The following is a 12,220-nucleotide window of genomic DNA, read 5'->3' on the forward strand; positions in this document are numbered from 1 at the left end:
TCAAATAGTCGACGCAACCGTCAATACAGGTCTTCGGAGGTCCGTGATGCAGCCACGACGGGTCGCGGTGCTCGGGGGTGGGCCGGGTGGGCTCTACGCCGCCCGCCTGCTCAAGCTCGCGTATCCCGCCTGCGAGGTGCAGGTTCACGAGCAGGGCGAGCCGGACGCCACGTTCGGCTTCGGGGTCGGCCTCGCCTCGGGCACCCAGCGCAACCTTGACAGCGCGGACCCGGACACCCTGCGCGAGCTGGTCGCCACGGGCATCCGGCACGACATGACGATGCAGGTCCGAGGTCATCGCGTCCGGGTGCGCAACGACCGCCTGATCGGCGTCGCCCGCACGGAGCTGCTGGCCGTATTGCAGCGGCACGCGGAGAAGGCCGGGGTGCAGCTGGAATTCGGGGTGCGGCGCTCCGCTGCCGAGCTGGACGCCGATCTCGTCGTCGCGGCCGACGGGGTGAGCAGCGCGACGCGCGAGGACGGCTCGTTCGGGGCGCACGTGGAGACCGGCGAAGGGCTCTACCTGTGGTGCGGTGCGGACTTTTCCTTGCCCGACGCCGTTTTCGCGCCGGTGGAGACCGAGTACGGCACCTTCGTCGCGCATGCTTACCCCTACTCCGGCGGCCGGTCCACCTTCCTGATCGAAACCGACGAGCGGACTTGGCGCAACGCCGGCTTCGACCGGACGACCGCCGCGCTGGAGGGCGCTCCGCCCAGCGCGTCCGACGAGGAATCGTTGCGGTACCTCGAGAAGATCTTCGCCGGACAGCTGGGCGGGCACCGGCTGATCGGCAACCGGACCCGCTGGCTGCGATTCCGGACCGTGCGCTGCGAGCGTTGGTCCGAGGGGAACGTCGTGCTGCTCGGCGATGCGGCGCACACCGCGCACTTCTCGATCGGCTCCGGCACGAAGCTGGCCATGGAGGACGCCATCGGGCTCGTCGCGGTGCTGCGGGATTCGCCGGATCTCGCCACGGCTTTCGCCCGGTACGAGGCGCTGCGCCGACCGGCGGTGGAACGCCTGCAGGAACTCGCCCGCCGCAGCCAGCTGTGGTGGGAATCGTTTCCGTCGCGGCTCGAACTGCCGGTGGAACGGCTTATGGTGGCTTACATGTCGCGGGCGGGAAACGTTTCCCTGGACCGGTTCGCGGGCAGCAGCCCGGACGCGGTGGGCGCGGCCTTGCGCCAGTACGGCGGGGCTCGGCCGGACGGGGACCTCGTCCAGTGGGTGCTCGATCGCCCGCTCACGCACGGCGGACGCACGTTCCCGGACCGGGTTACGGTGCCGGAGCTGGAACGGGTGCACGTCGATCTGCGCAATCCCTGGTCGGCCGAAGCCGATGCGCTGGTCGCGCGCGGCCGGGGGAGCGGGGGCGTGCTGGTCACCGGCCCGGCGGCGCGGTCCGATGTGCTCACCCGGCTCGACCTCGCCGAGCGCATCCGGCTCGAAACCGGGGAGCTGACCGCGGTGGAAGGCCCGGCCGCCCTGCGCGAGGATCTCGCGGCGGGGCTGGTCAGCGGCCGTACGGACCTGGTCCGGCTCAGCGAGGAGCAGGCATGAGCGTCGTTCCTTACCCGGCCGCCGACGTCCGTCGCTACCGCGAGGCGGGCCTGTGGGGGACGGCCACGATCGCCACCGAGTTCCACCGGATCGCGGTCGAGCATCCGCGCCGCGACGCGGTGGTTGCGCTGGACGGGCGGCTCGACTTCGCCGAACTCGACCGGCGCAGCGACCTCGTCGCCGCCGGGCTGGCCGGACGGGGCCTGCGGCCCGGCGAGCCGATCCTGTTCCAAGTCACCAACCGGCGCGGCGCGGTCGTCGCGTGGTACGGCGCGCTCAAGGCCGGGCTGATCCCGGTTGCCACGCTTTCCGCGCATCGCGGGCACGAGATCGGGGAGATCAGCAGGCGGGTGGGCGCGGTCGCGCACCTGGTCGAGGCCGGTACCCGCGGCTTCGACCTCGTAGAGTTCGCCGTGCAGCAGCAGGACGGGCATCCGACGCTGCGGGAGTTCTTCGTGCTGGGCGAGGATCCGCGCGGACCGTCCATTGAGGACGTCGGCGAAGGCGTGTCCCCGGCCGAGGCCCGTGCGCTGGTCGAACGCATCCAGTCCGGCCTCGATCCGGACGGCGTCGCGGTGTATCAGCTTTCCGGCGGCACCACCGGGGTGCCGAAGGTGATCCCGCGAATGCACGCCGAATACTGGTTCAACGCGGCCGAGTACGCGCGTTCCTGGGGCTGGACCGAACAGACACGGGTCGCGCATCTGATTCCGATCATCCACAACGCCGGCATCGTCTGCGGCCTGCACGCTCCGCACAGCGTCGGCGGCTGCCTGGTGCTCGGCAGCCCCGATCTCGACGAGTCGTTGCCGCTGATGGCCCGCGAAGCCGCCACGCACGTCCTTTTCGGACACGGTCACTATCGCGCGGCGGATCATCCGGAGTTCGGTGCGGCGACGAAGGCCGTCACCCAGATCGTGCTGTCCGGGGCCAAGGTGCCACCGGCGCTGTTCGACGCGCTCGAAGCACGCGGACTCTGGTCCGGTCAGCTTTTCGGGATGGGGGAAGGTCTTTTCCTCACCACCCGGCCGGGCACACCGCGTCGTGCCCGGCTTGAGACCGTCGGCACGCCACTGTCCGAATGGGACGAAGTGCGGATCCTGGAACCAGGGACGGAAAAAGAGGTCGCCCCCGGTGCGGTCGGTGAGCTGTGCGCACGCGGCCCCTACACGCTGCACGGCTACTTCGACGCCCCCGAGCACAACACCCGCGCGTTCACTTCGGACGGTTTCTACCGGACCGGCGACCTGGCCGCTCTGACGGAGATCGAAGGCGCGTACTACGTCTCGATCGAAGGGCGGCTGAAAGACCTCATCAACCGTGGCGGCGAGAAGATCAGCGCCGAAGAGGTCGAGCTGCTGCTCCTGCGGCACCCGCGGATCACCGGCGCCGCGGTCGTGCCGATGCCGGATCCGCGCCTGGGCGAACGGGCCTGCGCCTACCTCGTGGTGGACGGGCCCGAGCTGACCCTGCCGGAGATCCAGGCGCATTTCGCCGCGCTCGAAGTGGCGAAGTTCAAGTGGCCCGAGCGCATCGAGCACCTCCCCGAGATTCCCCGCACGCTCGTCGGCAAGGCGGACAAGAAGCGCCTGACCGCCGACATCGCAACGAAAGTGAGTGCGCCGTGACGCATCGGATCGGCCTGATCGTGCCCAGCTCCAACGTCACCGTGGAGACCGAGCTGCCCGCGCTGCTCGCCCGGCATCCGGAGCGGTTCTCCTTCCACTCCAGCCGGATGCGGATGCACCAGGTGTCTCCGGAAGAGCTGAAGGCGATGAACGCGCAGCGCGAACGGTGCGTCGCCGAGCTGGCCGACGCGCACGTGGATGCCCTGCTCTACGCCTGCCTGGTCGCGCTGATGGCGCAAGGCCCGGGGGAGCACCAGCGTGTCGAAGCGGAGCTTCGTACACAGCTCGCGGACACCGCGATCCTGTCCAGCGCCGGCGCGCTCGTCGCCGGTCTGCGGGCGCTCGGTGCTTCGCGGATCGCACTGGTCACGCCGTATCTGCGGCCCCTCGCCGAACAGGTCGTCGCGTACCTGGAGGCCGAAGGGTTCACCGTCCTGGACTGGGCCGCGCTGGAAGTCGGCGACAACACCGAGGTCGGCTGCATCCCGGGCGAGCGCGTGCTGGCGGCCGCGCGGGGGCTGGATCTGACATCGGCGGATGCGTTGATCATCTCCGCCTGCGTGCAGATGCCCTCGCTCGACCTGGTCGCGCCCGCGGAGGAGGAGTTCGGGATCCCGGTGCTCTCGGCCGCCACCGCGGGTGCCTACGCGCTGCTCACCGGGCTCGGTCTGGACTCGGCGATACCCGACGCCGGCCGCCTCCTCGCCGCGTCGCGGTGAGTCCCGCCCTACGATCAGCGTCATGAGTGCGAACGGGTCCGGCCGCAAGCGCGGCGCAGCCAGCACCACCCGACGGGAGCTGGTGGAGAACGAGCTGTACGAGCATGCCACCCGGTTGTTCGCCGAACGCGGTTTCGCGGGCACCAGCCTGCAGGACATCGCCGACGCCCTCGGGATCACCCGGCCCGCGCTCTACCACTACGTCAAGAGCAAGGACGAGCTGCTGGCCAAGCTGGTCACGGAGGTGACCAGCGGCCCGCTCGACGAGCTGAACGCGCTCGCCGCGCAGCACGCCGATCCGGTGGACACCCTGCGTCGCATCGTCGCGGTGCTCGTCGGGCGCCGGGCGACCCAGCCCGAACGGTTCCGGCTGCTCATCCGCTCCGAGGCCGAGCTGCCCGCGGAGCTGACCGAGGCTTACGACACCGACCGTCGCGCCGTGCTCAAGACCATCGCCGGGGTGATCGACGACGGGGTACGCGCCGGCAGCTTCCGCCCGGTGGACGCCCGGGTCGCGGCGCTCGGCGTGCTCGGCATGTGCAACTGGGTGGCGTGGTGGTTCCACCCCGGCGGCCGGGACACCGCCGAGGGCGTGACCGAGCAGCTCGCAGACATGGCCGTCGGCGCGCTGCAACGCCCCGGCGAGGCGCCCGGCGAGACCGGCCCGGCCGCCGTGATCAAGCAGCTCCGGGCCGATCTCGACCATCTGGAACGCCTGCTGGACCGCTGACCCCCCGGTCGGCCCGGCCGGTCAGCAAAGGTCCGTGAAGGGCCCCTTCACGGCTCAGTCCAGGGTCCCGGCAAAGTTGGTCGGGGATCCGGCATCGGGCGATGCGGAGGTGTGTGCGACGACCTCGTGGCGTGCGCCGGGCCGGTTTCGGGTCTGTGAAGGGCCCCTTCACGGACTCTGAGTCTGTGAAGGGCCCCTTCACAGACCTTCACACCGACTTCGCCGACACCCTGGACTCAGAGTCTGTGAAGGACCCTTCACGGATTTTTGGGTCTGGAGAGCCGAGCGGCCGGGCGCGGGACGAGGGCGGTCTGTCTCACTCGTCAAACTATTGACTCAATCGTTAAATTGCGCGTAGGGTCGGTGGTATCGCGAGACGACCCTTGGAGGCAGCAAGTGACTGAGCTCGAGCACCGCGTGCAGGGGGTCGACCACGTCGCCTTCCCGACCTTCGACCCGGCCGCGACCGTGCGCTTCTACCGGGACGTGCTGGGCTTCCCGGTGGTCCACTCGATCTGCGCGGCCGGCTGGGGGCCGGAGGACCACCCGGACTTCATCCACTTCTTCTTCGATCTGGGCAACGACGACCGGATCGCGTTCTTCTACTACTTCGGCGCCACGCCCGAGGTCGGCGGGCCGGCCGGGGCGAAGGGCGACGTCTACGGCCGGTTCGGCGCGGACGTGCCGGACTACTTCGTGCGCTCCCGGCACCTCGCCATCCACGTGGACAACGAGGAGGACCTGCTCGAATACCGCCGTCGGCTGGACGCCAGCTCGTGGCCGGTGGAAATGCAGATCCAGCACGAGACCATCGAATCGATCTACACCCACGACCCGAACGGCTACTTCTTCGAGATCACCCGCGCCATGCGGCCGGTCACGCCGCAGGAGGATCTCGACGCGAACCTGACCATCGAAGCGCTGCTGGACGTGGTCGCGGAGCCCGACCCGGACTTCGGGAAACTGCTGGCGCGCAAGGCCGAGCTGATCGTCGAGCGGGCCGCGGAGTGGACGGCGCCGTCGGAGGCGGGCCGATGACCGTGCTCTACGTCCTCGACGTACCGGAGAACACTCCGGTCGCGAAGGTCGCCGCGGAGGATCTGGCGGTGACCGTGGACCGGATCGGGCCGTACTTCGCGATCAGCGCGGACGGGCCGATCGTGATCGACCGCCGGGCCACCGGTTGCCGCCACGCCGTCTGGTACTCGTGCATTGCCGGGGTCTCCCGTGACTCCCGGATCATCCAGCACGACAAGGACGCGCTGCGCGTGGAGCGGCGGTGAGCGCCCCCGCGTCCTCGGCCCGGCTCGGAGAAGGCCGCTACCTGCAGGCCGGGCAACGGCCTTCGGCCACGGTCACTTCCGTGCACGAACTGACCACATCGGATGGTGCGACGGTCACCGGTGTGCTCGCCACGATCCCGGGCGCGCGGACCGTGGTGTGCCTGATGCATCCGCGTCAGGACTTGACGCACCATCCGCTCGTGCCGCTGCTGCTGCGGGCCGGTGCCGCGGTGTGGACGCAGCACACCCGTTCGGTCAACAACGATCTGAACCTGCTCCACGAACAAGCCCTGCTGGATCTCGCCGCGGGTCAGATCTTCTTGCGGGACAAGGGTTTCGACCATCTCGTAGGGCTGGGCCACTCCGGCGGCGGGACGCTGCTGGCCTACTACGCCGAACAGGCCGGGCTCGCCCCGGCCGAGCGGGTCGCGACCACCCCGGGCGGGCGCCCGGTGCCGCTCGCCGAGTCCGTCCTCCCATCCCCGGACGGACTGGTCTTTCTCGCCCCGCACCCCGGGCAGGGCAGGCTCTTACTGGCCTGCATCGACCCGTCGGTCGCCGACGAGGCCGATCCGCTTTCGGTGGTGCCCGAGCTGGATCCGTGGAGCCCGGCCAACGGCTTCGCGGAGCCGCCGGGCGAGACCCGGTATCCGGCGGAGTTCCTCACCCGCTACCGTGCCGCGCAGCACGCCCGCGTCGCCCGGCTCGACGCGATCGCCCGGGAAGCGCTCGCGCACACCGCGGAAGCTCGCGCGGCCTTCCGCGCGTCCGGTGCCGCGGCCGACCGAAGGCGCAGCCTTGCCCCGAAGATCATGACGGTTTTCCGCACAGACGCCGATCCCCGGTGCGTCGACCTGTCGCTCGACCCCAGCGAACGTCCCTACGGTTCGCTGTTCGGCAAACGACCGGACCTGATCGACTACGGCCAGGTCGGCTTCGGCAGGCTGAGCACCCCGGAGGCCTGGCTGTCGACCTGGTCGGGCCTCAGCTCGAACGCCGACTTCGTCCGCTGCGCGCCGGGAGTCATCGCGCCGACGCTGTTCCTGGCGCTGACCGGTGACCAAGCCGCGTTCCCCGCCGACACCCAGCGCATGACCGAGGCGCTCGGCGCCGAGGATCGCACGGTGGTGAGCGTTCGTGGCCTGCACTTCGGCGGTCCGATCGGCGACGGTGAGCCGACGGGGAACGAACTCGCCGCCGCGCAGATCGCGGACTGGCTGGGCAGCCGGTTTCCGCTCGCCCGGTAACGGGCCGCGATGGGGGTTGTGCGGTCAGTAAGATGCCCGGATGGGAACGGGGGAGTCACCTGAACACGAACGGGCGTCGGGCAGCCGGTATCCGGTGTTGTCCAACCGTACGATCGGCTGGTTCGCGGCCGGTCTGGTGACACTGGGGGTGGGACTCGCCGTCCTGCTGCTCGTGCTGTTCGGGGGCGGGCAGCACGTCGAACGGCTGGAAGCGGTCAAGACGGCGGGCACGATCGTGCTCGGGACCGGGGGCGCGGCCGCGCTCTGGCTGGCGGCCCGGCGGCAGCGCACCCAGGAGATCGCACTCAACCAGAAAGCGGTGGATCAGCAGGCGACGGACCGATCGTTCGCCTTGCAGGAGCGGCTCGCCGACGAGAACCGCCGTCATCTGGAGCGGGTCGCGGCCGCCACCGAGCACGACGCCGCGGAGCGCCGGATCACGGATCTCTACGTCAAGGCGGTCGAACAGCTCGGCGCGGACAAACCCGCTGTCCGGCACGGCGGGCTGTACGCGCTCGAACGAGTGGCGCAGGAGAATCCGGCGCAGCGGCAGACCGTCGTCAATGTGATCTGCGCGTACCTGCGGGCGCCGCTGGACGAAGAACCGGACCCGGCCGAATCCGAGGTCCGGCTGACGGCGCAACGGATCGTCTCCAAGCACCTGCGCTGGCCGAGGCCGGAGGCCGAGCCACCGGTGGCCTTCTGGGCGGACATCGACGTGGACCTGCGGTACGCCCACCTGGTGGGGCTGGATTTCCGCGACTGCCGGGTGCGGGAGCTGGACTTCACCGGGGCGTCCTTCTCCGGGCACGCGGTCTTCGAAGGCCTGCTGGTGGAAGGCCAATCGCGGTTCAACGAATCGAAATTCGAGTGGGCGTCCTTCCGCAAAGCGGTCTTCAGCCGGCGCAGCTGGTTCCACCAGAGTTCCTTCTCCACCCGGGCCGACTTCAGCCTGGCGAAGTTCAAGGGCGGCGCCTCGTTCGTCTCGGCGGTCCTGCGCCCGAAGGCGAGCTTCTACAGCGCGAAATTCGAAAAGTGGTCCACCTTCGAGGATGCCTCCATCGCGGACATCACCTTCGGCAAGGTCAACGCCACTCACATCGACGGTATCGACATCTCGCTGTTCGCGGACAAGAAGAGCTGACCGGTCACGCGCGGGCGCGCCGGACCGGGAGTTCGGTTCCGTCCGCGAGTTCGCCGACCGGATCGCCGGCGTCGAGGGCGAACCCGCCGTCGGCCAGCGCTGCCACCACGCGGTCCGCCGCATTGCGTCGCCCACCCGCGCTCGTCGCGACGGCGAGCAGCAGCGTCGGGCGATCCGGGGTGCCGCCGAGCCGGTAGACGGACGGGCGGACCCGCCGCAGGGCGCGGGTCACGAGATCGGCTTCGGAAGGCATGGCCCGATCCTGCCAGGCCCTCGCGCGGGCCTGGCAGGTGTGCGGACACGGCAAGGTCAACAGCCGAAGTTCGCCCACCGTCGCGTCGTGCATCGGCCAACCCGCACAGGTGACGGGCGACCTTGATCGCATCGGCCGTGTGGGCGATGTTGTCCACGTGCCAGCCGCTGACCCGGCGGGCCGGGGGCGGTTCGATCCCGGCCAGGAGCACTGGCCGCCCGGCACCCGGGGAGCGGTCGCGTTTTCCGGTGGCGCGCAGGGTGTTGCGGAAGCCGAGCGCCGAGTCGGCGGGCGCATCGAGGATGTGGCGCAGCGCTTCCCGGTACCGGCGATCGGGCCAGGTGATCACGCCGCGTTCGAGCTTGCCCCAGCTCGGCGCAGTGCCGGTATTCGCCCCACAGACAGGCGTTGACCCGGTCGGCGAGTTCCTCTCGCGACCGTTCGGACGCGGCCCGTGCGCTCCGCGGCAATCCGTTTTCCACCGGCATTTCCGTGCAGGTCGGCAAGTCCGGCGGGGCGGGGATCCGTCAGTCCACAGTGGACGCATGCGGGCCGGAGATCTGGGCGAGCAGAATGTCCCGTGTCTCGGTGAGATGGGCTTCGACGGCCGCGGAGGCTTCGGCCTCATTGCCGGAGCGGACCGCGTCGTGGATTCTCCGATGTACTTCCAGCACTTCGCCGAGACTGCGCGTGCGCGTGGTCGAGAGGCGCTGTACGTGCACCTGCCCCCGTGCACGGCGGACTGCGTCGGCGACCTGGGCGTTGCCCGCGGCGCGGAGCAGCGCGTCGTGGAAAGTCGTGTCGTGGTCCTGGAAGGCGGCTTCGTCGTCGGCGGCGCAGGCTGCTTCCATGGCCTGGAACGCCTGGTGCATCGTGTCGAGCTGGGCGCTGTCCTCGGACGCGGCGGCGAGCGCGGCGGACGGGACTTCGAGCAGCAGCCGGAGCCCGAAGAGATCGCGGATGTCGGTGAGCGAGGCTTCGAGGATACGCACGCCCTTGCTGCGCTCGAACGAGACGAGGCCCTCGGAAGCGAACCCGAGCAGGGCTTCGCGTACCGGCGTGCGGGACACGCCCAGCTGCCGGGAGATCTCGACGACCGAGTAGAGCTTGCCCGGTTCCAGCTCACCGCGGAGCATCGCGGCGCGCAGTTCGTCGTGCACGCGCTGCACAAGAGGAACGTCGTCGGTGAGTGGCCTCAACGGGATCCTTCACTTCTCAGGTACGGGATGAAACAGAGCGTAGCGGCAGGGCGGTTGCTTGAAGCCAGGTATCAAGGCTGCTCCCGCGATCGCGCGGGCAGGTGGGGATCGGTGAGCGCGCCGTAGGACTCGGGGCGGCGTGCGCCGAAGATGCGTACTTCGTACTCGCCGGGGACGAACGTCATGGTCTTGGTGCGGGCGCGGGTGAGGTCGAGGTCCGCGGCGAATGTGCCGGGCGTAGCACCGGCGTCCAGCACCACCTCGGCCTCCGGGCCGACGAGCTGGCTCCGGCCGAGGAACCGCATCCCCGCCTCCTCGTCCGGCCGGTCGGCGATGGCCAGGAAGACGTGGTTCTCCCAGGCCCGTACCCGGGGGACGAGGTCGGCCAGCGTGGTCGCCGTGTCCGGCCACGCGGTCGGCATGGCGATCAGATCCGCCCCGGTGAGCGCGAGTTCGCGGGCGGATTCCGGGAACCGCAGATCGAAGCAGATCATCAGGCCGATCCGGCCGGCCGGGATGTCGAACACCCGCGGCGCGCCGTCGTCGCCCGGTGCGACGAACCGGTCGGCACCCATGAACGGCAAGTGCTGTTTGCGGTAGTGGCCCAGCCGTCCACCTGGGCCGAGCGCCAGGGCGGTGTTGTAGATGCGGCCGTCGGCGCCGCGCTCCAGGAGGCCGATCACCACGCACAGCCCGGTCCGGCGGACGGCCTCGTGGAGCGGGTCGAGCACCGGGTCGTCGAGCGCCACGGCCACGCGGTGCACGTGCTCGGCCGTCTCGAACAGATAGCCGTGCAGGAAGCATTCGGGGAAGACGAGCAGCTCGATGCCCTGCGCGGCGGCGTGGTCGATTTCGCGGACCGCCACCGCGAGGTTGGCCGCCAGGTCGCCGAGCGCGCTGCCTCGCTGGACCACGGCCACCCGCGTGGTGCCCGGGTCGCCCGCTTCGGACTGGCCCGCTTCGGAGTGGGCTGGACGGCTCACCGTTACCACTCTGGAGTGCTGCATGCAACATGTCAAGGATTGACGTGCTGCATGCAGCATGTAACAGTCGCGAAGACGCCCCTTCGCGTCGCGCGGAGCGGACGCCCGAAGTTCGTCACCAGCAAGCCCATGAAAGGTAACCGAGTTGAGTACGGTCGCACGGACCGACGAGCAGCGCCGCGAGTTCTCGAAGCGCGCCTTCCGCCGGATCGTGCCCCTGCTCTGCCTGGTGTATGTGGTCAGTTTCCTGGACCGGACCAACATCGGGTTCGCGAAGGACCGTCTCCAGGCCGATCTCGGGATCTCCGCAGCCGCCTACGGACTGGGCGCCGGCCTGTTCTTCCTGACCTACGCGCTGCTCGAAGTGCCGAGCAATCTGGTGCTGCGCAAGGTGGGCGCGCGATGGTGGATCGCCCGGATCATGATCACCTGGGGCCTGCTGTCCGCGGCGACGGCCTTCGTGCGGGGCGAGGTCTCGTTCTACGTGCTGCGGCTGCTGCTCGGCGCGGCGGAGGCCGGGCTGTTCCCCGGCGTCATCCTGTACTTCACGTATTGGTTCACACGCGCTGAGCGGGCCAAGGCCAACGGGTACTTCCTGCTGGGCGCTTCGATCGCCAACATCGTCGGCTCCCCGCTCGCCGGGGCGTTGCTGAGCATCGACGGCGCGGGCGGGTTGCACGGCTGGCAGTGGCTGTTCCTCGCCGAGGGCGCGCCCGCGGTCGTGCTCGCCTTCGTGATCCTCCGGGTGCTGCCCGATTCCCCGGCGAGAGCCTCCTGGGTCAGTGCGGAGGAGGCGCGTGATCTGCAGGAGCGGCTCGACGCCGAGGCCGGTCCCGAGCCGGCGCGGCACCCGGTCCGGCAGGTGCTGCGCGACCCCCAGATCGTGCTGGCGATCGTGGTCTATTTCTGCCACCAGGTCGCGATCTACGCGGTCGCCTATTTCCTGCCCGGGATCATCGGGCGGTCCGGCTCGCTGAGCCCGCTCCAGACCGGGCTGCTCGCGATGCTGCCCTGGCTCGCCTCCGGGATCGGCGCGCTGGTGCTGCCGAGGCTGGCCACCACGGCCGCCCGCGCCCGGCTGCTGATCGCGATCGCACTGCTGGTGATGGCGGGCGGTTTCCTGGTAGGCCTCGTCGCCGGTCCGGTGCTCGGGCTGGTCGGACTGTGTGGGTCCGGCTTCGTGTTCTGGTGCGTCAACTCCACGATCTTCACCTTCCCGTCCTCCCGGCTCGCCGGTGCCGCGCTGGCGGGCGGGCTGGCGTTCGTGAACTCCTGCGGGATCCTCGGCGGCTTCGCCGGCCCCTATCTGATGGGGCTGGCCGAGAACTCCACCGGCGATCCCGCTTCGGGCCTGTGGATTGTCGTGGTGCTGCTCGTGCTCGCCGCCGCGCTCGCGATGGCGCTCCGGCAGGGCGCCGCCCGCAAAGCCGATCCGGCGCGGCGGGAAAGTGATCTACGGAAGTGATTTTCCGG

General features: G+C 70.1%; 12 protein-coding genes. 9 read left to right on the forward strand and 3 right to left on the reverse strand.

Annotation, left to right across the window (positions count from 1 at the left end; translation table 11 throughout):
* The first annotated feature begins 46 nt into the window (after positions 1-46).
* From ATK36_RS24940 to ATK36_RS24975, 8 genes are all read left to right on the forward strand, one after another.
* Complete coding sequence (locus tag ATK36_RS24940) at positions 47-1,561, forward strand: FAD-dependent monooxygenase (protein ID WP_098513710.1); 1,515 nt, start codon at positions 47-49, stop codon at positions 1,559-1,561.
* Entirely contained in the window at positions 1,558-3,189 is a 1,632-nt protein-coding gene (locus ATK36_RS24945; protein WP_098513711.1) for a (2,3-dihydroxybenzoyl)adenylate synthase, read from the forward strand. Before ATK36_RS24940 ends, ATK36_RS24945 begins: the two co-directional genes overlap by 4 nt.
* The gene (locus tag ATK36_RS24950) at positions 3,186-3,908 is read left to right on the forward strand and encodes a maleate cis-trans isomerase family protein (protein ID WP_098513712.1); all 723 of its coding nucleotides are present in this window, start codon (positions 3,186-3,188) and stop codon (positions 3,906-3,908) included. Before ATK36_RS24945 ends, ATK36_RS24950 begins: the two co-directional genes overlap by 4 nt.
* A 22-nt stretch (positions 3,909-3,930) precedes the next feature.
* Positions 3,931-4,638, forward strand: coding sequence for a TetR/AcrR family transcriptional regulator (locus ATK36_RS24955; RefSeq protein ID WP_098513713.1), 708 nt, complete (start codon positions 3,931-3,933; stop codon positions 4,636-4,638).
* 396 nt (positions 4,639-5,034) lie between these two features.
* Complete coding sequence (locus ATK36_RS24960; protein WP_098513714.1) at positions 5,035-5,676, forward strand: VOC family protein; 642 nt, start codon at positions 5,035-5,037, stop codon at positions 5,674-5,676.
* Positions 5,673-5,921, forward strand: a complete 249-nt coding sequence (locus tag ATK36_RS24965) for a hypothetical protein (protein ID WP_098515159.1) — start codon at positions 5,673-5,675, stop codon at positions 5,919-5,921. Before ATK36_RS24960 ends, ATK36_RS24965 begins: the two co-directional genes overlap by 4 nt.
* Positions 5,918-7,168, forward strand: a complete 1,251-nt coding sequence (locus tag ATK36_RS24970) for an alpha/beta fold hydrolase (RefSeq protein ID WP_098513715.1) — start codon at positions 5,918-5,920, stop codon at positions 7,166-7,168. Before ATK36_RS24965 ends, ATK36_RS24970 begins: the two co-directional genes overlap by 4 nt.
* Before the next feature lie 40 nt (positions 7,169-7,208).
* Positions 7,209-8,312, forward strand: a complete 1,104-nt coding sequence (locus ATK36_RS24975; protein ID WP_098513716.1) for a pentapeptide repeat-containing protein — start codon at positions 7,209-7,211, stop codon at positions 8,310-8,312.
* 4 nt (positions 8,313-8,316) lie between these two features.
* Here the strand turns inward: ATK36_RS24975 and ATK36_RS24980 are convergent, their stop codons facing one another.
* The 3 genes from ATK36_RS24980 to ATK36_RS24990 all read right to left on the reverse strand — a co-directional run bounded on the left by ATK36_RS24980 (position 8,317) and on the right by ATK36_RS24990 (position 10,747).
* The gene (locus tag ATK36_RS24980) at positions 8,317-8,565 is read right to left on the reverse strand and encodes a hypothetical protein (RefSeq protein WP_098513717.1); all 249 of its coding nucleotides are present in this window, start codon (positions 8,563-8,565) and stop codon (positions 8,317-8,319) included.
* 527 nt (positions 8,566-9,092) lie between these two features.
* Positions 9,093-9,764, reverse strand: a complete 672-nt coding sequence (locus ATK36_RS24985; protein ID WP_098513718.1) for a GntR family transcriptional regulator — start codon at positions 9,762-9,764, stop codon at positions 9,093-9,095.
* Positions 9,765-9,835: 71 nt separating this feature from the next.
* Complete coding sequence (locus tag ATK36_RS24990) at positions 9,836-10,747, reverse strand: carbon-nitrogen hydrolase family protein (protein WP_245915112.1); 912 nt, start codon at positions 10,745-10,747, stop codon at positions 9,836-9,838.
* 145 nt (positions 10,748-10,892) lie between these two features.
* Here ATK36_RS24990 and ATK36_RS24995 point away from each other — a divergent pair, with 145 nt between their 5' ends.
* Positions 10,893-12,212, forward strand: coding sequence for an MFS transporter (locus ATK36_RS24995; RefSeq protein WP_098513720.1), 1,320 nt, complete (start codon positions 10,893-10,895; stop codon positions 12,210-12,212).
* Positions 12,213-12,220 lie beyond the last annotated feature (8 nt).

Origin of the sequence: Amycolatopsis sulphurea (assembly GCF_002564045.1) — a bacterium.
GTDB classification, from domain to species: domain Bacteria; phylum Actinomycetota; class Actinomycetes; order Mycobacteriales; family Pseudonocardiaceae; genus Amycolatopsis; species Amycolatopsis sulphurea.

What these genes read in the sequence shown, in the direction of transcription:
- ATK36_RS24940 (WP_098513710.1), top strand. Translation starts at nt 47, where the DNA reads ATGCAGCCACGACGGGTCGCGGTGCTCGGGGGTGGGCCGGGTGGGCTC.
- ATK36_RS24945 (WP_098513711.1), top strand. Translation starts at nt 1,558, where the DNA reads ATGAGCGTCGTTCCTTACCCGGCCGCCGACGTCCGTCGCTACCGCGAG.
- ATK36_RS24955 (WP_098513713.1), top strand. Translation starts at nt 3,931, where the DNA reads ATGAGTGCGAACGGGTCCGGCCGCAAGCGCGGCGCAGCCAGCACCACC.
- ATK36_RS24965 (WP_098515159.1), top strand. Translation starts at nt 5,673, where the DNA reads ATGACCGTGCTCTACGTCCTCGACGTACCGGAGAACACTCCGGTCGCG.
- ATK36_RS24975 (WP_098513716.1), top strand. Translation starts at nt 7,209, where the DNA reads ATGGGAACGGGGGAGTCACCTGAACACGAACGGGCGTCGGGCAGCCGG.
- ATK36_RS24980 (WP_098513717.1), bottom strand. Translation starts at nt 8,565, where the DNA reads ATGCCTTCCGAAGCCGATCTCGTGACCCGCGCCCTGCGGCGGGTCCGC.